This window comes from Streptomyces daliensis (genome assembly GCF_054782395.1).
This window is the reverse complement of sequence record NZ_BAAGSO010000008.1, coordinates 47,714-71,537: the sequence shown is the minus strand read 5'-3', so window position 1 is coordinate 71,537 and position 23,824 is coordinate 47,714. Positions and strand designations below refer to the sequence as shown.

At 71.0% G+C, this 23,824-nt stretch carries 17 protein-coding genes, 1 tRNA gene and 1 pseudogene; 10 read left to right on the top strand and 9 right to left on the bottom strand.

The window, feature by feature from the left end:
• Nucleotide 1: 1 nt before the first annotated feature.
• The 3 genes from dnaJ to dnaK are packed head-to-tail and all read right to left on the bottom strand — an operon-like array spanning nucleotide 2 to nucleotide 3,855.
• On the bottom strand, nucleotides 2-1,198 hold the full coding sequence (gene dnaJ / locus ACYVOO_RS02390; protein WP_461013978.1) for a molecular chaperone DnaJ: 1,197 nt from the start codon (nucleotides 1,196-1,198) through the stop codon (nucleotides 2-4).
• A gap of 54 nt (nucleotides 1,199-1,252) precedes the next feature.
• On the bottom strand, nucleotides 1,253-1,978 hold the full coding sequence (gene grpE / locus ACYVOO_RS02385; RefSeq protein ID WP_461013977.1) for a nucleotide exchange factor GrpE: 726 nt from the start codon (nucleotides 1,976-1,978) through the stop codon (nucleotides 1,253-1,255).
• Nucleotides 1,975-3,855 carry a molecular chaperone DnaK gene (gene dnaK / locus ACYVOO_RS02380; RefSeq protein ID WP_461013976.1) on the bottom strand — a complete coding sequence of 627 codons (1,881 nt, stop codon included), beginning with the start codon at nucleotides 3,853-3,855 and terminating at the stop codon, nucleotides 1,975-1,977. The genes grpE and dnaK overlap by 4 nt, the downstream gene beginning before the upstream one ends.
• A 399-nt stretch (nucleotides 3,856-4,254) precedes the next feature.
• Between dnaK and ACYVOO_RS02375 the strand changes: the two genes are divergently transcribed.
• The 7 genes from ACYVOO_RS02375 (at nucleotide 4,255) to ACYVOO_RS02345 (ending at nucleotide 14,642) form a co-directional block, all read left to right on the top strand.
• On the top strand, nucleotides 4,255-6,534 hold the full coding sequence (locus ACYVOO_RS02375) for a (Fe-S)-binding protein (protein ID WP_461013975.1): 2,280 nt from the start codon (nucleotides 4,255-4,257) through the stop codon (nucleotides 6,532-6,534).
• A 216-nt stretch (nucleotides 6,535-6,750) separates the two neighbouring features.
• Nucleotides 6,751-7,836, top strand: coding sequence for an MEDS domain-containing protein (locus tag ACYVOO_RS02370; RefSeq protein ID WP_461013974.1), 1,086 nt, complete (start codon nucleotides 6,751-6,753; stop codon nucleotides 7,834-7,836).
• The gene (locus ACYVOO_RS02365; RefSeq protein ID WP_461013973.1) at nucleotides 7,830-8,279 is read left to right on the top strand and encodes an ATP-binding protein; all 450 of its coding nucleotides are present in this window, start codon (nucleotides 7,830-7,832) and stop codon (nucleotides 8,277-8,279) included. Before ACYVOO_RS02370 ends, ACYVOO_RS02365 begins: the two co-directional genes overlap by 7 nt.
• Nucleotides 8,280-8,492: 213 nt before the next feature.
• On the top strand, nucleotides 8,493-10,007 hold the full coding sequence (locus ACYVOO_RS02360; protein WP_461013972.1) for an FG-GAP and VCBS repeat-containing protein: 1,515 nt from the start codon (nucleotides 8,493-8,495) through the stop codon (nucleotides 10,005-10,007).
• 73 nt (nucleotides 10,008-10,080) lie between these two features.
• Nucleotides 10,081-11,589: a hypothetical protein gene (locus ACYVOO_RS02355; protein ID WP_461013971.1), complete on the top strand. Its 1,509-nt coding sequence runs from the start codon at nucleotides 10,081-10,083 to the stop codon at nucleotides 11,587-11,589.
• 184 nt (nucleotides 11,590-11,773) lie between these two features.
• Entirely contained in the window at nucleotides 11,774-12,775 is a 1,002-nt protein-coding gene (locus tag ACYVOO_RS02350; RefSeq protein WP_461013970.1) for a Yip1 family protein, read from the top strand.
• 259 nt (nucleotides 12,776-13,034) lie between these two features.
• Nucleotides 13,035-14,642 carry an IS1182 family transposase gene (locus ACYVOO_RS02345; protein WP_461013969.1) on the top strand — a complete coding sequence of 536 codons (1,608 nt, stop codon included), beginning with the start codon at nucleotides 13,035-13,037 and terminating at the stop codon, nucleotides 14,640-14,642.
• A gap of 137 nt (nucleotides 14,643-14,779) precedes the next feature.
• Here ACYVOO_RS02345 and ACYVOO_RS02340 read toward each other — a convergent pair whose 3' ends face one another.
• The 4 genes from ACYVOO_RS02340 to ACYVOO_RS02325 form a co-directional block, all read right to left on the bottom strand.
• Nucleotides 14,780-16,300 carry a ricin-type beta-trefoil lectin domain protein gene (locus tag ACYVOO_RS02340; protein WP_461013996.1) on the bottom strand — a complete coding sequence of 507 codons (1,521 nt, stop codon included), beginning with the start codon at nucleotides 16,298-16,300 and terminating at the stop codon, nucleotides 14,780-14,782.
• A gap of 240 nt (nucleotides 16,301-16,540) precedes the next feature.
• Nucleotides 16,541-17,038, bottom strand: coding sequence for a phosphoribosyltransferase (locus ACYVOO_RS02335; RefSeq protein WP_453348326.1), 498 nt, complete (start codon nucleotides 17,036-17,038; stop codon nucleotides 16,541-16,543).
• Between the two features lie 46 nt (nucleotides 17,039-17,084).
• Nucleotides 17,085-17,660 (bottom strand): dCTP deaminase, encoded by a 576-nt coding sequence (dcd, locus tag ACYVOO_RS02330; protein WP_453348325.1) that lies wholly within the window; start codon nucleotides 17,658-17,660, stop codon nucleotides 17,085-17,087.
• A gap of 186 nt (nucleotides 17,661-17,846) precedes the next feature.
• On the bottom strand, nucleotides 17,847-18,011 hold the full coding sequence (locus tag ACYVOO_RS02325) for a hypothetical protein (RefSeq protein WP_453348324.1): 165 nt from the start codon (nucleotides 18,009-18,011) through the stop codon (nucleotides 17,847-17,849).
• 222 nt (nucleotides 18,012-18,233) lie between these two features.
• Between ACYVOO_RS02325 and ACYVOO_RS02320 the strand changes: the two genes are divergently transcribed.
• The 3 genes and pseudogenes from ACYVOO_RS02320 to ACYVOO_RS02310 all read left to right on the top strand — a co-directional run bounded on the left by ACYVOO_RS02320 (nucleotide 18,234) and on the right by ACYVOO_RS02310 (nucleotide 21,704).
• A tRNA-Gly gene (locus ACYVOO_RS02320) sits at nucleotides 18,234-18,304 on the top strand.
• 220 nt (nucleotides 18,305-18,524) lie between these two features.
• A pseudogene (locus tag ACYVOO_RS02315) lies at nucleotides 18,525-19,304 on the top strand (AfsR/SARP family transcriptional regulator); the annotation flags it as partial.
• 360 nt (nucleotides 19,305-19,664) lie between these two features.
• A complete protein-coding gene (locus ACYVOO_RS02310) occupies nucleotides 19,665-21,704 on the top strand; it encodes a tetratricopeptide repeat protein (protein ID WP_461013995.1) in 2,040 nt (679 codons plus the stop codon).
• A 117-nt stretch (nucleotides 21,705-21,821) separates the two neighbouring features.
• Here the strand turns inward: ACYVOO_RS02310 and ACYVOO_RS02305 are convergent, their stop codons facing one another.
• Nucleotides 21,822-22,634 carry a cutinase family protein gene (locus ACYVOO_RS02305; RefSeq protein ID WP_461013968.1) on the bottom strand — a complete coding sequence of 271 codons (813 nt, stop codon included), beginning with the start codon at nucleotides 22,632-22,634 and terminating at the stop codon, nucleotides 21,822-21,824.
• Nucleotides 22,635-22,812: 178 nt separating this feature from the next.
• Nucleotides 22,813-23,814: a GNAT family N-acetyltransferase gene (locus ACYVOO_RS02300; RefSeq protein WP_461013967.1), complete on the bottom strand. Its 1,002-nt coding sequence runs from the start codon at nucleotides 23,812-23,814 to the stop codon at nucleotides 22,813-22,815.
• Nucleotides 23,815-23,824 lie beyond the last annotated feature (10 nt).

Below are 23,824 nucleotides of genomic sequence, written 5' to 3'. Positions count from 1 at the left end.
TCTACTCTCCCTTCGCGGCCTTGAACAACGCCGCCCGCGGATCCTTCCCCGCTGTCGCGTCGCGGAAAGACTCCAGGGTGTCTCTCGCCTTCTCGCTCAGATCCTTCGGTACGGCTACCTCAATAGTGACCAGCAGATCCCCTCGTGTCCCGTCCTTGCGCACGGCTCCCTTGCCACGGGCCCGCATCGTGCGCCCGCTCGGGGTACCGGGCGGGAGCTTCAGGGTGACGGGGGGACCGCCGAGCGTGGGGACCTTGATCTCGCCCCCGAGCGCCGCCTCCGGGAAGGTGACGGGCACGGTCACGGTCAGGTTGTCGCCCCTGCGCCCGAAGACGGGGTGCTTGTCGACGTGGACCACCACATAGAGATCGCCGTTGGGCCCGCCGCGCTCACCGGGGGCCCCCTTGCCGCGCAGCCTGATGCGCTGCCCGTCGGAGACGCCCGCGGGGATGCGGACCTGCATGGTGCGCGAGCTGGTCGCCCGGCCCGAGCCCTTGCACGTGTCGCACGGGTCCTGGGCGATCAGGCCCCGGCCCTTGCAGTCCACGCACGGGTCCGTCAGCGAGAAGCCGCCACCGCCGCCGCGCGAGACCTGCCCCGTGCCGACGCACGTGGGGCAGACGCGGGGGCTGCCGTTCTTGTCGCCCGTACCCGCACACGCCTTGCACGCGGCCGACGAGGACATCCGCAGCGGGACCGTGGCCCCGTCCACCGCCTCGGTGAAGCTGAGCGTCACCTCGGACTCGATGTCCTGGCCACGGCGCGGCTGCGTGCGCGTGCCACCGCCGCCCCGGTTGAAGAGGCCGCCGAAGACATCGCCCAGGCCGCCGCCGAAGCCGCCCGCGCCGCCCGGACCACCGGCACCGCCTCCGGCCTGACCGGCCCCGAAGAGGTCGCTCAGGTCGAAGTTGAAGCTGCCGCCGCCCGGGCCGCCAGCGCCGCCGGGGCGGAAGCCGCCGTTGCCGAAGAGGGTGCGCGCCTCGTCGTACTCCTTGCGGCGCTTGGGGTCGCCGAGGACGTCATACGCCTCCGACGCGTCCTTGAACCGCTCCTCGGCCTTGGCGTCGCCCCGGTTGGCGTCCGGATGGTTCTCGCGGGCGAGCTTCCGGTACGCCTTCTTGATCTCGGCCTCGGTGGCGTCCTTGGGGACGCCGAGGACCTTGTAGTAGTCCTTCTCGATGAAGTCCTTGGTACTCAACCCCGACGTCCCTCCTCCCACTCACCGGTCCAGCTGTCGCCGTGGCCAGCCTGGTCAGCCCTCGTCCGGGCCACCGTTCTCCTCTTCGTCCGCCGGCTCTCCGTCCTTCGGCGAAGCCGGTGCCCCCGGCTGGGCGCCGGGCTGCGGCTCGGCCACGCCGACCCGCGCCGGACGGATGGTCCGCTCGCCGATTCGGTACCCGGGCTGGAGGATCTGCACGCACGTCGTCTCTGTGACATCCGGCGAATACGAGTGCATGAGCGCCTCGTGGACCGTCGGGTCGAAGGGCTCGCCCTCCTTGCCGAACTGCATCAGGCCCATCTTCGCCGCGACCATCTCCAGCGATTCGGCCACCGACTTGAAGCCGCCGACCAGCTCCCCGTGGTCCCGGGCCCGGCCGATGTCGTCGAGCACGGGAAGGAGCTCCGTCAGCAGGTTCGCGACGGCGACCTCCTTGACGGCGGCGCGGTCGCGGTCGACCCGGCGGCGGTAGTTCTGGAACTCCGCCTGGAGCCGCTGGAGATCCTGCGTGCGCTCGTTGAGCGCGGTGCGGGTCTGGTCGAGCTGAGCCACGAGCGAGGCGTCCTGGAGGTCCGGTCCCTGCATGTCCTGGATGTCCTGGTCGTTCTCGTGAACGTCCCCGGCCCGGTCCGCCGGGCCGCCCGCCTCCTCGGAGGGGGCGGCACCGGCGGCCTGCGCCGCAGCGTCTTCGGGCTGTGCGGCGTCTGCTTCGGCGGGGACGTCGGGCTTCTTGTCGAAGCCCGGGGTCTCCTCCGTCACGCGGCACCGTCCTTGGGCTTCTGCTGCTGCTCGTCGTCCACGATCTCGGCGTCCACGACGTCGTCGTCGCCGTCGGCCTTGGCGTCACCCGCGCCCGCGGCACCGGCACCCGCCTGGGCACCCTCTTCGCCGCCCTGCGCGGCCTGCGCGTCGGCGTACATCGCCTGGCCCAGCTTCTGGCTGGTGGCGGCGACCTTCTCGCTGGCCTCGCGGATGGCCGCGGTGTCCTCGCCCTTCAGCTTCTCCTTGAGATCGCTGACGGCCGTCTCGACCTCGGTCTTGATGTCGGCCTGGACCTTGTCCTCGTTGTCCTTGAGGAACTTCTCGGTCGTGTAGACGAGCTGCTCGGCCTGGTTGCGGGTCTCGGCGGACTCCCGGCGCTTGGCATCCTCGTCGGCGTACTGCTCGGCGTCGCGCATCATGCGCTCGATGTCGTCCTTGGGGAGCGCGGAACCGCCGGTGACGGTCATGCGCTGCTCCTTGCCGGTGCCGAGGTCCTTCGCCGACACGTGCATGATGCCGTTCGCGTCGATGTCGAAGGTGACCTCGATCTGCGGGACGTTGCGCGGCGCGGGCGGCAGGCCCGTCAGCTCGAACATGCCGAGCTTCTTGTTGTAGGCCGCGATCTCGCGCTCGCCCTGGAAGACCTGGATCTGCACCGACGGCTGGTTGTCCTCGGCCGTGGTGAAGGTCTCCGAGCGCTTCGTCGGGATCGTGGTGTTGCGCTCGATCAGCTTGGTCATGATGCCGCCCTTGGTCTCGATACCGAGGGACAGCGGGGTGACGTCCAGCAGGAGGACGTCCTTGACCTCGCCCTTGAGCACACCGGCCTGGAGGCTGGCGCCGATGGCGACGACCTCGTCCGGGTTCACGCCCTTGTTGGCGTCCTTGCCGCCCGTCAGGTCCTTGACCAGCTCGGCGACGGCGGGCATACGCGTCGAACCACCGACGAGGACCACGTGGTCGATCTCGGAGAGCTGGATGCCCGCGTCCTTGATGACGTTGTGGAACGGCGTCTTGCAGCGCTCCAGCAGGTCCTGGGTGAGCTGCTGGAACTGGGCGCGGCTGAGCTTCTCGTCCAGGTGCAGCGGGCCCTCGGCGGACGCCGTGATGTAGGGCAGGTTGATCGTGGTCTCGGTGGACGAGGACAGCTCGATCTTCGCCTTCTCCGCGGCCTCGCGGAGACGCTGGAGAGCCATCTTGTCCTTGCCCAGGTCCACGCCGTGGCCGGACTGGAACTGCTTGACCAGGTAGTCGACGACGCGCTGGTCCCAGTCGTCACCACCGAGGTGGTTGTCACCGTTGGTGGCCTTGACCTCGACGACGCCGTCGCCGATCTCCAGCAGCGAGACGTCGAAGGTGCCGCCACCGAGGTCGAAGACCAGGATGGTCTGGTCCTCCTTCTCCAGCCCGTAGGCGAGAGCGGCGGCGGTGGGCTCGTTGACGATGCGCAGGACGTTGAGGCCCGCGATCTCACCGGCCTCCTTGGTGGCCTGGCGCTCGGCGTCGTTGAAGTACGCCGGTACGGTGACGACCGCGTCCTCGACCTTCTCGCCGAGGTACGCCTCCGCGTCCCGCTTGAGCTTTTGCAGGATGAAGGCGCTCATCTGCTGCGGGTTGAAGTCCTTGCCGTCCAGGTTGATCTTCCAGTCGGTGCCCATGTGGCGCTTGACCGACCGGACCGTCCTGTCGACGTTGGTGACAGCCTGGCGCTTGGCGACCTCGCCGACCAGGACCTCACCGTTCTTCGCGAAGGCGACGACGGACGGCGTGGTCCTGGCGCCCTCGGCGTTGGTGATGACGGTGGGCTCACCGCCTTCGAGAACACTGACGACGGAGTTCGTCGTACCCAGGTCGATGCCGACCGCACGTGCCATTTCGTGTTCCTCCCGCTGATGTCTTGAGTGAAGCTGACTCAAGAGTGCACCACGGAGCCAAACCCGTCAACAGAGCTGAGTGGGGGCGACTCAACTCTTATGCTCTGTTTATGCGCACGGTGTCATCAGCGCAGGTCGGAGCGGTACGGGTTGCGACGCGGGGGCACCGCGGGGTGTCGCGACCCCCTGCTGTCCTGCGGACCCGGGTCGCCATGGGATCGTCACTGAGGGTGGCCTCAGCGACGCAAATCACCGCCTCATCCGCTACAGCGGGCGGCGCGGAGTGGGTAATCTCGAACGGACTGGATAAGTTACCGCTTAGTAAGACCGGGCGAGCCTCGCCGGACCGCCCCACAGGATTCGTCAGAGCAAGCTGCCCCGCAGGTTCGAGGAGCCGACATGCAACTCGCCGCGATCGTCGTCACGCTGGTGCTCACCGCGGTCGGCATTGCGCTCATCGCTCGCGCTGTCGCGCAGATCTACCGGTTCGTGAAGCTCGGCCAGCCGATCCCCGCGGGCTCACGCACCGACAGCCCGAAGCAGCGCACCGCCACCCTCGTCAAGGAGTTCCTGGGCCACACCAGGATGAACCGGTGGGGCGTCGTCGGCGTCGCCCACTGGTTCGTGGCCATCGGCTTCCTGACGCTGCCGCCCACGATCATCAACGCTTACGGGCAGCTCTTCAAGGCCGACTGGACGCTGCCTGTCATCGGCGGCTGGCTCCCGTACGAGATGTACATCGAGTTCATCGGCGCCGCGACGACGGTGGGCATCGCCGTCCTGATGGTGATCCGGCTGCTGAACCTGCCCTCCCGCGCGGGCCGCAAGTCCCGGTTCGCCGGATCGAAGGCGTGGCAGGCGTACTTCGTCGAGTACGTCATCTTCATCATCGGCCTCGCCATCGTGATGCTCCGCGGCCTGGAGGGCGCGCTGCACCACGTCGACGGCTACGACCCGGCCTACTTCGTCTCGTACCCGCTGGTCGCCGCCTACGACGGCCTGGACACCGGGACGCTCCAGACCCTCGTCTACTTCTGGGCGATGGTGAAGCTGGGCACCACGATGATCTGGATGATCACCGTCAGCCTGAACACCAACATGGGTGTCGCCTGGCACCGGTTCCTCGCCTTCCCCAACATCTGGTTCAAGCGCGACGCCAAGGGCGGCACAGCCCTCGGTGAGCTGAAGCCGATGGTCTCGGGCGGCAAGGAGATCGACTTCGAGACCGCGCTCGACGACGACAACGAGGAGGAGGTCACCTTCGGTGCCTCCCAGGTCGAGCACTTCTCCTGGAAGGGCATCCTCGACTTCTCGACGTGCACCGAGTGCGGGCGCTGCCAGTCGCAGTGCCCCGCCTGGAACACCGGGAAGCCGCTCTCGCCCAAGCTGCTGATCATGTCGCTGCGCGACCACGCGCACGCCAAGGCCCCCTACCTGCTGGCCGGCGGCGGCAAGACCATGGAGGGCGAGGAGAAGGCCACGGAGGAGCAGCTCAGGGACGTGCCGCAGTCCGCGCTGGACGAGGCCGAGCGCCCGCTGATCGGCACCGCGGAGGAGAACGGGGTCATCGACCCCGACGTGCTGTGGTCCTGCACCACCTGCGGCGCGTGCGTGGAGCAGTGCCCCGTGGACATCGAGCACGTCGACCACATCGTCGACATGCGCCGCTACCAGGTGATGATCGAGAGCGCGTTCCCGAGCGAGGCCGGGACGATGCTCAAGAACCTGGAGAAGAAGGGCAACCCCTGGGGCCTGGCCAAGAAGCAGCGCCTGGAGTGGACCAAGGAGGTCGACTTCGAGGTGCCGATCGTCGGCAAGACGGTCGAGGACCTCACCGAGGTCGAGTACCTCTACTGGGTCGGCTGCGCGGGCGCCCTGGAGGACCGGGCCAAGAAGACCACCAAGGCGTTCGCCGAGCTGCTGCACATCGCGGGCGTCAAGTTCGCGATCATGGGCGGCGACGAGAAGTGCACCGGTGACTCGGCCCGCCGCCTGGGCAACGAGTTCCTCTTCCAGCAGCTCGGCGAGGAGAACGTCGCCACGCTGAACGCCGCCTTCGGTGAGGATGAGGACGAGGGGGTGACGGTCGAGCAGTCGAAGAAGAAGATCGTCGCGACCTGCCCGCACTGCTTCAACACCCTCGCCAACGAGTACCCGCAGCTCGGCGGCCACTACGAGGTCATCCACCACACCCAGCTCCTCCAGCACCTCATCGACGAGGGCAAGCTGGTGCCGGTCACCCCGGTGGAGGGCCTGATCACCTACCACGACCCGTGCTACCTGGGCCGTCACAACAAGGTCTACACGCCGCCGCGCGAGATCATCGGCCGCGTGCCCGGGCTGCGGAACGAGGAGATGCACCGCCACAAGGAGCGCGGCTTCTGCTGTGGCGCGGGCGGCGCCCGGATGTGGATGGAAGAGCGCATCGGCAAGCGCATCAACAACGAGCGCGTGGACGAGGCGCTCTCCCTCAACCCGGACATCGTCTCGACGGCCTGCCCGTTCTGCCTGGTCATGCTGACCGACTCGGTCAACGGCAAGAAGAACGATGGGAAGGCCAAGGAGGAACTCCAGGTCGTGGACGTGGCCCAGCTCCTGCTGGACTCCGTCAAGCCCCCGGCCGACCCGGCGGGCGAACCGGAGTCCGAGGAGGCACCGGAACCGGAACCCGCGAAGTAGCGGCGGAGCAGCCGCTGCGGCGGGGGTAAGGACGCAGGTCCGTACCCTTGTCGTCAGTAATCGGCGTGTATGGGCGGAGCTTGCCGTGGAACGGCAAGCTCCGTTCGTATTTGGTCAGTTGTCATCACACATAGAGCCAACCCTCGACGGGGGATACCCAATCCCCGGCATGCCCTCTAGCCTCCAGGTCAGCAGCGTCAGAGGAGGCGACACGAGGTGTCGGAAGTCGGTGCGGCGGATTACGGCGACCGCCTCATCCCCGTGCAGCGGATGCGCCCCGGCGATCACGCGTTCACGGCGTACGAGAGTGAAGCGGACCAATGGGGGGTCATCAGCGCGTTCGTGCGCCAGGGCCTGATCGAGGGCGAGAAGGTCCTCGTCTTCATGTCGCCCGAAGTGACCGGCGACGAACTGCTGGGCCGCCTCGAATCCCGTACGCCCGCCGTCGTCAACGCCTGGGCGGGCGGTCAGCTCGTCCTCAGCAGCATGCGGGCGCTGATCGAACCGGACACCGCCTTCACGGCGGCGCGCCAGTGGCAGCGCCTCATCGAGGAGGCCGATCTCGCGGTCCGGCAGGGCTATCCGGCGATGCGCGCGTACATCGACATGGCCTGGGTCGCCGACCTCGGCACGGACGTCCAGGACGTGATGCGAAGGGAACGCAGCGCGACGCACCTCTTCGACGGCGGCCGTCCGTACAGCGAGATCTGCGCCTACGACGGGCGCTGGTTCAGCACGGACGTGCTGGACGCGATGCTCGACGCGCACCCCACCACCCTGCTCGACCGCCTCGGCTCGCTGCGCGTCATCCACAGCTCCGCGCCGCCAGGGCCTGACGGCACCGGCCAGGGGCCCGGGATGCCCTCGGTGCGGCTGGTGGGCGAGGCGGACGTGTCCACGGGCGCCGAGTTCTCCGGCGCGCTGCGCGCGGCACTCTCCGCGCTCGCGTCGGGCCCGAGTCCGGGCGCAGGGCTGCACGTCGATCTCACCTCGCTGCACTTCCTGGGCGTCGGCTGCGCGGCCGACCTCTTACGGCTGAGCGCGGAGGCGGGGCACGCACGGGTCCGCCTGCCGAGCGGCGCGTACGGCGCTGGCGGAGGCCGGTCGGGCGGTACGGTCACCCCAGGTGGCGCGGACGGCACAAGCGGCACGGACGGCACAGGCGGCGCAGTGCCCGGAGGGGCGGGTGGCATAGACGTGACAGTGAACTGCACCCCCTTCCAGGCCCGTACGCTCCGCAGACTCGGTGCCGACTCCATCAGCTCCCTGACACTCGCGGTGGAGAAGGGGCCGACATGCTGACGAACGAACGCCTCTGCCGACTGCACTTCACGTCACGGGACCTGCCCAGGCTCCGCATCGAGGTGGAGGAGTGCGCGGCGTGGGCGGGTCTGGGCGAGCCGCGCAGGGGGGAGTTCGTGGTCGCGGTGGACGCCGTCGCCACGAACGCCGTCGAACACGCGGGGGGCCAGGGCAGGCTGGTGCTGCGTCAGCTCGGCTCCGAGCTGGAGTGCACGGTCGAGGACTCGGGTCCCGGCTTCTCCGAGGACGTGATCCCCGAACTGGCCCCCGGCGTCGCCGGGGCGCCCTCGGGGCGCGGGCTGTGGCTCGCGCGGCTGGTCACCGACCGCCTGACGGTCGAACCGGGCGACGGTTCCGGCGCCCTGGTCACCCTCGTCGTCCGGCTCCCCGGCTCCGACGGTCCCGGCGGCTCCAGGAACGGCGGCGCGCACGTACGGGCGTGACGGGGCGGGCGTGACGGCGTGACGGGGCGCGTGTGACGGGGCGCGTGTGACGGGGCCCGTGTGACGGGCGGGTCCGGCTGACGCGTGAGCGGGCGGGCGCGATGTGCCCGGGACGTGGACGCAACCTTCCGTGGACCTGACGGGTCGAACCCGTGTACCAGCGGCCACAGGGCGCCGCTGCCCACGGAACCTGGAGTCCCCTTGCGTCCACGCGTGTCAGCCCTCGGTCCGGCGGCCGTCGTCGTCCTCGTGGCGGGCGGCCTCACCGCCGTGACCGCGCCGTCGGCCCACTCGGCGCCCCGCACCGTCACCGCCACCGCTGCCGGTGCCGCTGCCGCGACCGAAGCCGCGACCGAAGCCGCGACCGCCCGCGCCGGTTCCGACGCCGACTTCAACGGCGACGGCTACGGCGATCTCGTCGTCGGCACCCCGAAGGCCGAGGCCCCGGGCCAGTTCACGGGCGGCGCCGTCACCGTCACCTACGGCTCGGCCTCCGGCGTCTCCCCTGCCCGCTCCGTCACCCTCGGCCAGGACTCGCCGTCCGTGCCAGGCGCGGGCGAGAGCGGCGACGAGTTCGGCGAGTCGACGGCGAGCGGCGACGTGGACGGCGACGGCTACGCCGATCTCGTCGTCGGCGCACCCGGCGAGCGGCTGGCCGACGGCAGGGGCGGCATGGTCACCGTGCTGTGGGGCGGCCCGAAGGGGCTGGCGTACGGCGGCACGCCGGTCACCAGCCCCCGCGCGTACGACCAGGACTTCGGCGAGGGTGTCGCGGTGGCCGATCTCGACGGCGACGCCGGGCTCAACATCGCCGTCGTCAGCCGGGCCAACGCCTGGTACGTGCCCGACGGCTTCGGCCGCGAGGACAACGACGACAACGCGCCGATACCCGCCGAGGGCGGCTGGAACGGCCGCGACGCACGCGCCCAGGACGTGGTGGCGGCCGATGTCACCGGCTCTGGGAGCGCGGGGCTCGTCGCGTACGGCTGGGAGTCGGACTACGGCCCTGACTGGACCGGCTACTTCACCTGCGGCGCCGCCGGACTCGCCTTCGACAGCGATCTGATCGAGCGGGACGGCATCGGCACCGGTACCCGTACAGCAGCCGCGACGGGCGACATCGACGGCGACGGCATCGACGACCTGGTCACGGGCGACAGGTTCGACGGCGCCGGCGGCACCGTCACCATCCGCTACGGCGCCCCGGGCGGCCCCGGCACGGCGCGCGAGCCCGTCACGATCGGCCAGGACAGCCCCGGGGTGCCCGGCGCCGACGAGCCGAACGACTGGTTCGGCGCCTCGGTCTCGGTCGGGGACGTGACCGGCGACGGCTACGCGGACCTCGCCGTCGGCGTCGAGCGGGAGAACGTGGACGGGGTGACCAGCACGGGCGCCGCCGTCCTCCTCAAGGGGAGCGCGAAGGGCCTGGCCACGAGCGGGAACCAGTCGTTCCACCAGGCCACGTCCGGCGTGCCCGGCGTCCCGGAGGAGTACGACTACTTCGGTTCCGCCGTGCACCTGTCCGACGTCAGCGGCGACGGCAGGGCCGATCTCGCCGTCAGCGCGCGGGGCGAGGACGTGGTGGAGGGCAGCGACGAGGACGGCGGCGTCTGGGTGCTGCGGGGCGCCTCCGGCGGCCTGACCACGCAGCAGGCCACCTCTTTCAGCGCCCCGCGCTTCGGACTCGGCTTCGCGGGCCGGCAGTTCGGCTCCGTACTGCCGGACTGACGCACCTGTCCGGACCGACGCACGACCAGGCCGACGTCCCGTGCGGCCCGGCGACCAACGGAGGGGGACTCCCATGCGCACACGTACACGTACACGGGCCCGTAGACGGAATGCGGCGGCGGTCGGACTGGCCGCCGCGCTGACCGGCGGCCTCACCCTGACGGCGGGCGCGGCGGCGCCGGACGCCCAGGCGGCGCGGCAGGCAGCACAGCACGCGCCGCAGCAGGTGCGCGAGGACTTCAACGGCGACGGCTACCAGGACCTGGCCATCGGCGCCCCCGGCACGTACGGCCAGGACTCCTCCTCCGGCTACGTAGCCGTCGTCTACGGCTCGCCCACAGGGCTGGACCCCGCCACCCGCACCGTCCTCGGCCAGCACAGCCCGGGCGTCCCCGGCACGGCCGAGCGGGGCGACCTGTTCGGCCACCGCCTCGTGGCCCGCGACCTCGACGGGGACGGGCTGACCGACCTCGCCGTCAGCAGCCCGGGCGAGAGCCGCGCGAACCCGGCGGGCAGCGGCAGCGTGACGGTGCTGTGGGGCGCGCGGAGCGGGCTGTCGGGGCAGGGCTCAGTGGTCGTCGACCCGGGCGAGGACGAGACGTACGGGGTGGGCGACGACCTGACCGGCGGCGACTTCGACGGCGACGGCGCGCAGGACCTGCTGATGTTCCGCGGCGAGGCGCGCGGCTACAGCGTCCTCCGGGGCCCCTTCACCCGCGCGGGCGCGCCCGCCTCCGAGAGCCCCGTGGAGCTGACCACGGGTGACAGCTACGTCCAGAGCCTGGCAGCTGGCGACGTCACGGGGGACGGCGCCGACGACCTCTTCGTGCTCCAGTCGTTCGAGGAGATGGGCCGCGGCACCCGGTTCTTCGCGGGCGGCGAGGACGGCCTCACCGCGCGCGGCGCCCTGCTCCCCTCCGCCGCGACGGGCGCCGTCGGCGACTTCGACAAGGACGGCTTCGGCGACTTCGCCTACCGCGCGGTCCCCGGCGGCGTCGTCGAGAACCTGCCCTACGACTCCGGCACCGTGAAGGTCGTCCACGGCACCGCCTCGGGCCCCGGCACCCGCACCGCCGCCTTCACCCAGGCCACGGCGGGCGTCCCCGGCACGAGCGAGGAGGGCGACCAGTTCGGCGCGACGCTCTCGGCGGCCGACGTGAACGGCGACGGGTACGACGACCTCGCGGCCGGTGTGCCCTTCGAGGCGATCGGCCCCAAGAAGGCGGCGGGCTCGGCCGTCCTGCTGAGGGGCGCCAGGGGCGGGCTGACGGGCACGGGCGCGCAGGCGTTCCACCAGGACACCGCGGGCGTCGGCGGTGTCGCCGAGGCCGGTGACCGCTTCGGCGGCGCCGTCCGGCTGCTCGACTCCAGCGGCGACGGCAAGGCCGGTCTCGCCGTCTCGGCGCCGGGCGAGAACGGCGGGAACGGCGCCGTCTGGTCCCTGCGCGGCGCCTCCGGCGGGCTGACCGCGACGGGCTCGCGCTCCTTCGGCCCCGGCGCCCTCGGCGCCCCGGCCACGACCGCGCGCTTCGGCGCCTCCTTCGCCGGCCCGGCCTACGCCCCGCTGTGGGAGCCGAGCTGACGAGCGCGGGGCGTGACGGGGGCCGCGTCGGGAGGTGACGTCGGGAGGTGACGTGAAGATCGCGTGGACACCCGTAGGGCCCCTAGGGACTGGGCCCTACGGGTTGTACCGGAACGGCCACAATGCGGCGCCGACGCCCTTCGGGCCCGCGTCGTGGCCCACCGGACAAGGTACGTTCGATGACGTGGCTGGTTTCAGGATGGGACGCGGCCGGGACACCCGGAGCGCGCAACAGCATGGGCAGTACCCCCCGCAGCAGGCGCCGGGCGGCGCGCCGAGCGCGTACGGACAGCGGGCACCGCAGCAGCCCCCGTACGGCGCGCAGGGCGCGTGGCCCCAGGCGGGCGGCGGGCAGGGCCGACACGGCGGACCGGACGAGCCCGAGTACCTCGGCGACCCGCGCGCGGCGGGCGGCTACGGCCAGGGGAACGGACACGGACACGGTCAGGCGCCGCAGGGCCACGGGCCCGGCTACGGGAGCCCGCAGGGCCATGGACAGGGCCCGGCGCAGGACCCGTACGCCAACAACCCGGGCCACACCCAGGCGTTCAGCATCCACGACCCGTACGGTCAGGGCGGTGGTGACGGCGGGTACGGCGACGGCGGGAGCTACGACGCGGGCGGCCCCCCGGGACCGCCCCCCGGTCCGCGGCTGCACTGGAAGGACCTGCTGCGCGGCATCGTGACGCGCCCGAACGCGACCTTCTACCAGATGCGCGACTACCCCGTCTGGGGCCCGGCGCTCATCGTCACGTTCCTCTACGGCCTGCTCGCGATCTTCGGCCTCGACCAGGCCCGCGAGGAGGTCATCAACGCGACGCTGTCCAGCGCCATCCCGTACGTGCTCACCACCGCCGTCGCGGTCGTGCTCGTCGGCCTGATCCTGGGCGCGGTGACGCACACGCTGGCGCGGCAGTTCGGCGGTGACGGCGCCTGGGCGCCGACCGCAGGTCTCTCGATGCTGATCATGTCGCTGACGGACGCGCCCCGCCTCCTCTTCGCCCTCTTCCTGGGCGGCACCGCGCCGCTCGTGCAGGTGCTGGGCTGGGTGACCTGGGTCATCGCGGGCGCGCTCTTCACCTCCATGGTCAGCCGCTCGCACGACCTGCCCTGGCCCAAGGCACTGGGCGCCTCCGCGATCCAGCTCATCGCGCTGCTGGTGCTGATGAAGCTCGGCACGCTGTAGCACCTGGCTCCTGGCTGCCGCCGTCGCTGCCGGTCACGAGCAAGCGTGCGTGGGCCCCGCCGGACGCTCGACACTGACTCTGTCGGGGATCTTGAGGATCCCCGACGGTGGAGCATGATCAACGGGCATGCTCGGCTCTGTTCAAGGACCGATGCAGTTGTCGAGGTGCCCGTTGTCGCTCCACGCCCGTTCTGGTGAGCAAGTCCCTTTTCTGACCGTGCAGATGGCGCGGGCGAGTAATCCGGGCGGTACAACGGCGATGTGGGTGAGAGACCGCCTGGGCGGGCTGTGGCGTGACGAGGACTTCGCCGACTGGTACCCGCGCGACGGCCGCCCAGGGCTCTCGCCCGCCCAGCTGGCCACCGTCTGTGTGCTGCAGTTCCTGCTCGGCCTGTCGGACCGGCAGGCGGCCGAAGCGGTTCGCTGCCGCATCGATTTCAAGTACGCGCTGGCCATGGAGCTGGACGATCCCGGCTTCCACCACAGCGTGCTGTCCGACTTCCGCGACCGTCTCACCGAGGACGACCGGGCCGACCGCCTCCTCGACCTCGCGCTCGCGCGCCTGAAGGAGGCCGGTCTCGTCCGCGAGCGCACCACCCAGCGCACGGACTCCACCCACGTCCTGGCCGCGGTGCGTGACCTGACCCGGCTGGAACTGGTCACCGAGGCCGTCCGCGCCGCTCTGGAAGAGCTGGCCGGTACTGCTCCGCACCTGCTGGACAGCCTGGTCGACGAGGAGTGGGGGCGCCGCTACGGCCGCCCGGTCCGTCTGGGCAAGAACCCCACCCGTCCCAAGACCAGGATCCTGGCCACCGGCGGCGACGCCGTGCGGCTGCTGGAACACGTCGGGGAGCACGGGGCGGACCACCTGTCCGGTCCCCGGATCCAGGCATTGCGGCAGATCATGGTGCAGAACTACTACCGCGACGGGGCCGGCCGCCTGCACTGGCGCACCGCCGAGGACGGCGGGCTGCCTCCCCCGGCCGCCGCGGTCGTCTCGCCCTACGACGTCAGCGCCCGCTACGCGCGCCGCGGCGACACCCGGTGGAAAGGGTTCATTGCACACCTCACCGAGACCTGCGATCCCGATGGCGTCAACGTGATCACCGATGTGGCCACCACCGACGCCACCGGCTACGACGCGAAGGCCCTGCCCGGCATTCACACCCGGCTCAAGCATCGCGGGCTGCTGCCCGCCGAGCACCTGGTCGACGGCGGCTACACCTCCCTGGTCCACCTGGAACAGGCAGCCCGCGAACACCAGGTCACGGTCACCGGACCACTGCCGGTCAACACCACCCGCCAAAACCGCAGGAACAACGGCTTCGGCCGCGACGACTTCCACATCGACTTCGACCGCCGCCAGGTCACCTGCCCGCAGGGCGAGACCAGCGCGGGATGGCACGGCCCCTACCCGACCTCCTCACCCACCGCAGCACCGCTGATCATCGCGCGGTTCACCAAGAGCCAGTGCCGTCCCTGCCCGGCCCGCAGCCGCTGCACGACCACCGCCGACAGAGCCCGGAGCGTGGGTTTCCCCCCGCGAGAACTCCGTGACCTGCAACTCCGCGTCCGCGCCGAGCAGCAGACACCCCAATGGCAGACCCGCTACGCGGTCCGCTCCGGAGTGGAAGGCACCGTCAACGAACTCGCCCACGGACACGGCATGCGCCACTGCCGCTACCGGGGACAGCACAAAGCCCACTTACAGCACGTATTCACAGCCATCGCCGCAAACATCGAACGCCTCAGCCGACGGCCGCCGACCGGAGAAGCACCCCCGCCCCGGCCGCCGACCGCCTTCCAGAACTACCTGGACCAGCACGGAATCACCCGGCCGAGGTCCTGGCGGTCCGCCAGAGACTGAGCGGACCGCCAAGATCCCCGACAGAGTCAGTGTCGACGCTCCGGCGGGGCCCACGTGTGTCACGGGCGCTGAGTTACGGGCGCCGCGTCACGGGCGCCGTGTTGTCAGGGTCGGGCGCGGGTTCGCCCCTGACCGGTTCACCCCTGGGTGAACCGCTGCCCGGCGGAGCCGTCGCAGCTCTCCAGCCGCACCTCCTCACGCGCACCTGTAAGGGTCAGGCACAGGTTCTGCGCCGCGGTGGGCCGGAGGGTGTCGCCCTGCCGCGTGAACCGCTGGTTGCCGTCAGCCGAGCAGTTCCACAGCACCAGCTCGACGCCCGGCTCGTAGCGCGATCCGGGCACGTCCAGGCACCGGTCCTGGGTCAGCTCGGTGTGCACGGTCCCCGTAGCGGAGTCCCGCCACCAGCCCTGGTTGCGCTGCGAAGCGGTGCAGTCCCAGCCGCCGACGGCCGTGCCGTTGCGCGTGGAACTGCCGCGCACGTCCAGACAGCTTCCGGTGCCCGCGTTGCGCAGCGACGTGAAGACGTCGTCCCAGGCGACCTCGTACAGCTTCGGCTGCCCCGAGCCCGCCGGGTCGGCGCAGGACGCCTCGCGCACGCCGTTCGCCGTCCCCGCCTCGTAGATGCGGGTCAGGCACTCGGCGAAGGCGCCGTGCCCGCGCGCGTTGGGGTGGAAGGACTGGCGTACGGAGTTGGAGTCCGGCGGGAACGGGTTCGTCAGATCGACGTACAGACCCCGCGCCCTGGTGTCGTCCATGCAGACCTCGTGGCCGTGGAAGAGCCGCGAGGCGTCCAGGTACGTCGCGCCCGTGCGCTGCGCGACCGTGCGCATGCCCTTCTCGAAGGCGGGCACGGCCTCGTTGCGGCCCCAGGCGGAGTCGCTGGTGTAGCCGGTGCAGCCGCCCGGCAGCTTGCCGGGGTACCGCGGGTTGTCCTCGATGTCGGGCCCGATGGGGCTGGGGTAGCCCATGACGACGAGCTGGTAGTCGCCGTCGGCGTAACCCGCGTCCCGCATCACGGTCTTGAGGTCGTTCACGGTCTGCTCGACCTTCGGCACGAGTCCGTCGACCCGCGCCTGCCAGCCCGGCGCGTACTTCGGCTGGCACGGTCCCTGGAGCAGGAACCAGCGCGTGACGCAGTCCGTCATCACGGGCCCGAACTGGAGGTCGTCGTTGGCGCCCGCGACCAGGGTGATCTGCTTCAGCCTGGTGTTGCGCGCGGCGATGGCCAGGCTGTCGCTCTGCACCAGCTCGTCCGCGTACTGCTTGGTCCCGCCGATGCGGATGTTCGCCGTGCTCGCGCCCGAGCAGGCGACGTTGTACGTCACGTCCGCGGCGATCCCGGTGCGGTGCACGGCCGCGTCGGGCGAACGGTGGCACCAGTTGTCGGGCCCGTTCGTGCCCGGTTCGTAGGTGCCGACGCCCTCGCCCGAGATCTCGCTGTCGCCCAGCGAGATGAGGGAGGACTGGCGCTCTTCCATGGGGCGCTGCGCGGGATCTCCGTACAGCTTCGCGGCCTCGGCCGCCCTGATCTTCTCCAGCTCAGGTGACAGGGGTGTGGCGGCGTCCGCCGCCGCCGTTCCCCCTGCCGCGGTGGCGTCTGGCGGGTTCACCAGGGTCCCGCCGCCGTACGCCAATGCCAGCGCCGTCACCGCCGCGATCGTGGCTGCGACGGATCTCGCGGGCCTCGCGGATCTCGTGGATTTCGCGGATTTCGTGGGTCGCGCGGTTTTCGCGGGTCTCGCAGGTCTCGCACGTGCCATGAGGTGGTCTCCCTCCGGCTGGCCTCATCCGTTACCCGCGGTTCTTACCCGCAGGTATCGCAGAAGGGAAGGGCGCGCGCAGGCCATCCGCCGCGCGCCGCCCGTACCCGGCCAGGGAGGGGAGGGGGCCCGGGAACGTCAGGCGTCGAGGACTTGACCCTCGCGCCGTACGACGGGCGGCTCGACGGACCAGGGGAAGTTGATCCACTGATCGGTCCGCTTCCACACGTACTCGCACTTCACCAGGGAGTGCGACTTCTCATAGATCACCGCGCTGCGCGTGTCCGCGACGTGCTCGGCGCAGAAGTCCTGCACCAGCTTCAGCGTCTTGCCGGTGTCGGCGACGTCGTCCGCGATGAGCACCTTCTTGGCGCTCAGGTCCACGACGTTCGGCACCGGCGGCAGCATCACGGGCAGGTCGAGCGTCTCGCCGACCCCGGTGTAGAACTCGACGTTCATGACGTGGAGGTTCTTCACGTCCAGGGCGTAGCCGAGGCCACCGGCGACGAAGAGCCCGCCGCGCGCGATGGACAGGATGATGTCCGGCTCGTACCCGTCGTCGGCGACGGTCTGCGCCAGCTCGCGGATGGCCTGCCCGAACAGCGAATACGTCAGGTTCTCGCGCTCGTCACTCACGTGTCTTGCTTGCCTCTCTCAGATCTCAGACCTTCCCGGGTCTCCCTCAGACCTGGGTGCGATGGAAGTTCAGGAACGAGCGCGACGGCGTGGGCCCGCGCTGGCCCTGATAACGGGAGCCGTAGCGGGCGGACCCGTACGGGAACTCGGACGGGGACGTCAGCCGGAACATGCACAGCTGACCGATCTTCATGCCCGGCCACAGCTTTATGGGGAGCGTCGCGACGTTCGACAGCTCCAGCGTCACATGGCCCGAGAACCCGGGGTCGATGAAGCCGGCCGTCGAGTGCGTCAGCAGCCCCAGCCGTCCGAGCGAGCTCTTGCCCTCCAGGCGCGAGGCGATGTCGTCCGGCAGCGAGACCACCTCGTAGGTGGAGGCCAGCACGAACTCGCCGGGGTGAAGGATGAACGGGTCGTCCCCCTCGGCCTCGATCAGCCGCGTCAGGTCGGCCTGCTCGACGGCGGGGTCGATGTGGGGGTAGCGGTGATTCTCGAACACCCGGAAGAAACGGTCGAGCCGGACATCGATGCTGGACGGCTGCACCATCGACGGATCGTACGGGTCGATCCGCACCCGGCCTGCGTCGATCTCGGTCCGGATGTCCTTGTCTGAGAGAAGCACGGACCGAGACTACGCGCACGACGCGGGGCCGGCCCAATCGGACCGGCCCCGCGTCTCACTGCCTACTGTCTCGCTGCTCGCTGCCCTTCGCCCGGCCCCTGACCGGGTCCGGGCCTTGCCCTTGCTCTCTCGCGCTTGTGCTTGCCTTGCTCTTCGCCCATAGCCGGGCCCAGCCCGTAACCGGGCCTAGCGCTTCTGCTCGCCTACGGGCACCGCGTGCCGCAGCCGCGCGCATCGCGGGCAGCGCAGCAGCCTGCCCGGTCCGATCCGGCCGGAGCCGAGATTCTGCATCGGGAACGTCGAGGTGCTGAACACGTGCCCTTCGGCACACCGAACGACGGTGGACTCCATCGCTTCCCTCTCCCCATGTACGTGGACGACAAAAGCCACGTTAGGGGATGAAGCGGGCGCGACCACCAGCGGCACTCCGCTCCCCAACCGTACGCCTCAACTCCCCCACCCCGTGCCCCGTTCCCCTCCCGGGGAACAGCAAAAAGACCCCTCGCGCTGTGCGGCCGGGGTCCGGGATGGGGTACAGTATCCGCTGATGAGCCGGTCACTCTGCGGCTCCTCGCGGGCGTAGTTTAATGGTAGAACATGAGCTTCCCAAGCTCAGAGCGCGGGTTCGATTCCCGTCGCCCGCTCAGAGACGAACCCCCAGGTCAGGGACCTGGGGGTTGTTTGTTGTGTGGGGGCGTTACCGGTCGCGTGGCCGTTGTGTGGCCCGGAAGGCGGCTTCGTCGCCAGCAGGCGGGGGTCCGGGTTTGATTGTTTTGCAGTGGCAGTGTGGTGTCGGCGTACGCGATGAGCGCAGGTCTTGTGGGGGTCGCCGCAGGGTGGTTGAGGGGTGGGTAGGCTCGCTGAGTGCCGATTCCGCGCGATTTGTCCACGGAAGCAAATCAGCAACTTCGCTTCACTCTGCTCGGGCCTCCCCAAGCCCGGCGCGGGGACGTGGACCTGGAGCTGGGGCCGGTGCGTGAGCAGGCGCTCCTGGTCGCCCTGCTGCTCCGGCCGGGCAGGACCGTCAGTCGGCAGCAACTGCTCGACGGGGTCTGGGGCATGGAGCCCCCCGGCACGGGCAACAGGGTGATCCCCGTCTATGTGCACCGGATACGGCGTCGCCTGGACGCCCACGGGGATGTCCCGGCAGGGGAGGGCGCGGCCCGGTCCGTGATCGGCACCGTTCGGGGCGGCTACCGCTTCGCGCCGAGCAGCGCGCGGGTGGACGTGGCGCGGTGGGAGGAGACCGCCGCCGAGGGGCGTGCGGCGCGGGACTCCGGGGACCTGGACGCCGCCGTCGACGCGTGGTCCCGCGCGCTGGGGCTGTTCTACGGCGAGCCACTGGCCGGGATCCCCGGCCCCTTCGCGGAAGGGGAGCGGCTGCGGCTGGCGGAGCAGCGACTCTTGTCGGTGCAGGACAAGGTGGACTGCCAGCTCCGTTCCGGACGGCACGCAGAGGCCGTCGCGGAGCTGTTCTCCCTGACGACGGCCCACCCCTACAACGAGGCGCTGGCCACCCTGCTCATGCGTGCCCTGCACGCCGCCAACCGGCAGGCCGACGCGCTGGACGTGTACGCCGCCGTGCGCCGTCGGCTGGTGGACGAGCAAGGCGTGGAGCCCGGCGCCGAACTGCGGCGGGTGCACGCGGCGGTTCTCCGTGGCGACGACGCCTCCTTACTCGGCGGGCCCGACAGACCCAACGGACCCAGCAGGCCCAGCAGGCCCAACGGACCCAGCAGACCCAACGGCAACCGCAGCAGCGGCAACCCCGTACCGCAAGCGCGGGCTCCGCAGCACGCGACGTCCCCGCCGGACCCGTCTGCCGGACCCCGGCGGCCCGACCACGCCCGCCGCACGCCGCAGGCCCGGCTCGAACTGCCCGTCGAGACGGGCAACTTCACGGGCCGGGACCGGCAGCACCAGCTTCTCGTCGCGCCCACCGACGCACGCGAGGTCACCGTCCGCGCTGTGGACGGCATGGCCGGGGTCGGGAAGACAGCGCTGGTGGTGCGCGCGGCGAGCGCCCTGCGGGACCGGTACCCCGACGGTTGCCTGTTCGTGGAGCTGCACGGGCACCGTGCCGACCGCGAGACGGCGGGGCGGCAGCGCGTACTGCGCCGGTTGCTGCGCTCCGTTGGCGCGGGGGAGGGGGAGGACTCCGAGGACCTGGACGAGCTGGCCGCGTCGTGGCGCGCCGCGACCGCCTCCCTCCGGCTGCTCCTCGTGCTCGACGACGCTGCGCGCGCCGAGCAGGTGCGCCCCCTGCTCCCCGCCGGACGCGGCTCCCTGGTGCTGGTGACGAGCCGTCGGCGGCTGACGGGCCTCGACGCGGACCGCAGGGTCTCGCTGTCCCCGCTCGGCATCGACGAGGCGACGGGGCTGCTGACCCGCATCGTCGGCCGCGAGGAGAACGGGGGTGACGGCGACGGCGACCGCGACGATCAGGCCGACCGCGGCGAGCGGGCCGACCGTGCGCGGGTGGCCGTGCGCGAACTCGCCACGCTGTGCGGACGGCTCCCGCTCGCGCTGCGCATCGTCGGGGCGCGGATACAGGACCGCCCGTCGTGGGCGGTGGAGTCCCTGGTGGCGCGGCTGACGGACGACGAGCGCCGCCTCGACGAACTGGCGGTGGAGGACCGCAGCGTCGAAGCCGCGTTCCGGCTCTCCTACGCGCAGCTTCCGGCCGCCGAGCAGCGCGCGTTCCGCGCCCTGGGCCTGTCGCCGACCGTACGGCTGGACCGGCTGACGCTGGCGGCGCTGCTCGGCTGGGCGCCTCCCGAGGCCGAGCGCGCGCTGGAGAGCCTGGCCGACGCGAGCCTGGTGCAGCGGGTGACCGCCGAGCGCTACCGCCTGCACGATCTGGTCGCGGTCTACGCCCGTCGCGTCGCCGCCGCGTCGCAGCCCGGCGAGGCCGCGGCGGCCCGCGAAGGGGTGTTCCGGCTGTACGTGGCCGCCGCGCGGTGCGCGAGCGACTGGGGCACCTCGTCCTGCCCGACAGGGCCGCAGGGCAACGGCCCCTTCGCCGACTGGGAGGAGGCGACGGCCTGGCTGGACGAGGCGGGCGGTGAACTCGTCGACGTGATCGGCCAGGCGGTGGAAGCGGGCAGGCTGGACGAGGCGTGCTGGATCGCCGAGGGCCTCGTCGACTACCTCACCCGGCAGGGCCGCTTCCACGAGTGCCGCACCACGCTGGAGACGCTGCTGCCGCTGCTCGGTCGGGCCACCGACCGCCGGATGGACTCGGCGCTGCGCTCGGGCCTGGGCATCCTGTACGGGGTGCAGGGCCGTTACGAGCAGGCGCGGGACTGGTTCACGGAGGCGCTGGACATCAGCCGTCGGGCCGGTGACGAGCATGAACAGGCCAGGGCCTCGGCCGGTCTCGGCACCTTCGCCAATCTGGAGGGGCGGATCGCCGAGTCCATGGAGCATTTCGCCGAAGTCCTCCGTCTCGCGGGCGGGTTGACGCATGACGACTGGCTCACCGGTTCGATCATGACGCGCGCCGGTGACATGCACCATCAGCTCGGGGAGCACGACAAGGCGTACGACCGCTATCTGAAGGCGATCGCCCTGGCCGAGAAGGCGGGCAGCCCCAGGCTCCACGGCAAGACGCTGCTGCGCCTCGGCGGGCTCCAACTCGACCTCGGCCGGCCCGCCGAGGCCGTCGGCACCCTCGGGAAGGCCGAGGACCTGGCCAGACGCCTCGGGGACCTCCCCCTGTACTCCGCCGTCCTCGACCGGCTGTCCACGGCCGAGGCGGACCTGGGCAACCAGGGCGCCGCCGCCGAACTCCGCCGCCGGGCGCGCACGGTGCTGGACGAGGAGGCCGGCTCGGCGCCGGAGATCGCGATACGGCACCGGCTGGTCTGGAACGAGGCGGAGGCCGAGGACCTGTCCGGGTCCCGCGACTTCTTCGAACGCGGCACCGCACTCCCCGACGCCGACGACAACCGGGCGAGGATCTCCCGGGTGCTGGACGACTTGGGGGACCAGCGGTCGCAGTCGCGGCCGGAGCGGGACGGACCGGGCCCGGCCGGAGCATGACCGGCCGGGCCGTTGTCCCCCCTGTTCCCCCGTTTCCCCTGTTCCCCCGTTTCCCCGTGCCCCTGTTCCCCCGTGACCCCCTGGGGGGCGCCCCCTGCCCCCGTTACGTCAGGCGTCCTACACCGGGTCCCCGTTCTCGTTCAGCCACTGGACGCCGCTCTCACCGGTCCGGGTGAGGTTCTTGGGGATGACGGACTCCGGGTACTTCGGGTGCAGGGTGAAGTAGTTGGGCGCGTTCGCGGGGGACCTCAGGTCGCACACCGGGTCGCCGACGATGCAGTACCGCTTGACCGGGATGCCGTTGAACTCCGCGGGCCCCGCGCCGGGCGAGGTGGCCACCCCGGGGATGCCCAGTCCCCTGGGGAGGTGCGCCCCGATTCCGGTCTCGGGCTGCATCGGGTCGGCGTAGAGGACACCGTCGACCTGCGAGAGCGGAATCCCGGTGTCGCCGCCCGCGATCTGCTGGAGCACCTCGTCCGCCGCCTGCGCGCCCTGGGAGTAGCCGGTGATCGTGATCTGCGCGTCCGGGTGGGCCTCGTGGGTGTCCTTCGCCGCCTGGAGCCCCCGCTCGACGCCGACGCGCACGCTGGCGTCGTAGGTCGGCGCGGTGAGCGCTTCGGGGTGCACCTGTCCGGAGGGCTCGACGAGCCCGCCCTTGGAACCGATGACCGGGCCCGCGCTGGCCGGGTAGCACACGCTGACCACGGAGGAGCCGAGACCGAAAACCCTGTTCGCGGTGTCGTAGGAGGTCGAGGTGGTGGGGCAGCCGTCCCGGTCCTCCGTGGGTCCTGTGCCGCCGATCTGGACGTAGTAGTGCCCCGCGTCGGCCGCCTGCGCGGCGGAGGGGAACGCGACAGCGGTCCCCGCGGTCAGCACCGCCGCCACTGCCGCGGCGCGAACAGACCGTCCCACCTTGCTCGTCTTCGACATGAGTGATGTCCCCCTTGGGTTGTGAACCTGCCTGGCTACCAACGCGTCTGACGCTAGGCAGCGGTGATCACATCCCGTTGACATGTCGATGACCGCGCAGGTGGGACGACTGTTGCGACCGGCTGTCGCGGCGCGAAGCCGCAGCGCGACGGCCGCAGTGCGACGGCCGCGGCGCGCCTCAGCCGCGGATCAGGATGACGAGGACGCCCAGCCAGCACAGCCCCACCAGAACGGGGAGGCACACCATGACGGCCCCGGTCGGCGACACCTTCAGATAGGTGTTCCCCGGCTCGCCCGAATGCCAGGTCACTATTCTCTGGCCACCGTGCCAGGCCATGAATTCCTCGAGCTCCGTCAGCGCCGACTTGCGCGCCAGCAGGTATTTCCGCCCGAAGGCCAGCATGATGGCGAAGGCGAGGGAGGACCCGATTCCGATGATCGCGATGATGACGGCAAGGGCCCTCCCCAACTCCCCGCCCGAGCTCGCGTTGTCGAGCGAGAAGGCCGTGGCGGCCGCGAGGCCCGCGGTGATGTAGAAGAAGTTGTTCAGCTTCTGCCAGTTGGTGTTGTCCTCGTGCTTGTACAGGTCGACGGAGATCGCGTACTGGGCGTGCAGCATGGCCTCTCTCGGCTTGCGCCACACCCAGACCACCCGTGGCATTCCGTCGGGAGGGGTCAGCCGTGTGAGTTCCTGGAACCCCATTTTCTGGTGAAACCTCGCGGAGGCCAGATTGGGCGGCCTGTTGACCACCGCCGCGATCACAGGGCTCTCCTCCCACCGCTCCAGTACGTGGTAGTAGAGCATCGAGGCGATGCCGCCGCGTGCGGCGTCCTTCGCCACACAGATCTGCTTGATGACGAGAAAGCGGCCGAGTGCCGTCCTGATCCGCCGGTTCAGCCACTCGTCCTGCCCGATCCGCTCGGAGCTGTAGGCGAGCAGGAACGCGAGCACCTTCGTGCCCTTGACCGCCACGTAGAAGCATTCGGCGGTCGCCAGCCGGGAGCGGTAGTCGGCCTCGGTGTACGCGGACACCAGGAACCCGCCCTCCACCGCCCTGCCTTCGTGGGTCTGCGCCGAGCTGCCTAAGCTCCGCGACTCCGCGAGCTGGACGATCTGCGGAATATGGGCCTCACTCGCCTGCACCACCTGAACCCGCTCGCCCTCCGGCACACGCGTCACGCCCCTCCAT

What these genes read in the sequence shown, in the direction of transcription:
- dnaK (WP_461013976.1), bottom strand. Translation starts at nt 3,855, where the DNA reads ATGGCACGTGCGGTCGGCATCGACCTGGGTACGACGAACTCCGTCGTC.
- ACYVOO_RS02375 (WP_461013975.1), top strand. Translation starts at nt 4,255, where the DNA reads ATGCAACTCGCCGCGATCGTCGTCACGCTGGTGCTCACCGCGGTCGGC.
- ACYVOO_RS02365 (WP_461013973.1), top strand. Translation starts at nt 7,830, where the DNA reads ATGCTGACGAACGAACGCCTCTGCCGACTGCACTTCACGTCACGGGAC.
- ACYVOO_RS02355 (WP_461013971.1), top strand. Translation starts at nt 10,081, where the DNA reads ATGCGCACACGTACACGTACACGGGCCCGTAGACGGAATGCGGCGGCG.
- ACYVOO_RS02345 (WP_461013969.1), top strand. Translation starts at nt 13,035, where the DNA reads ATGTGGGTGAGAGACCGCCTGGGCGGGCTGTGGCGTGACGAGGACTTC.
- ACYVOO_RS02325 (WP_453348324.1), bottom strand. Translation starts at nt 18,011, where the DNA reads ATGGAGTCCACCGTCGTTCGGTGTGCCGAAGGGCACGTGTTCAGCACC.
- ACYVOO_RS02305 (WP_461013968.1), bottom strand. Translation starts at nt 22,634, where the DNA reads ATGTCGAAGACGAGCAAGGTGGGACGGTCTGTTCGCGCCGCGGCAGTG.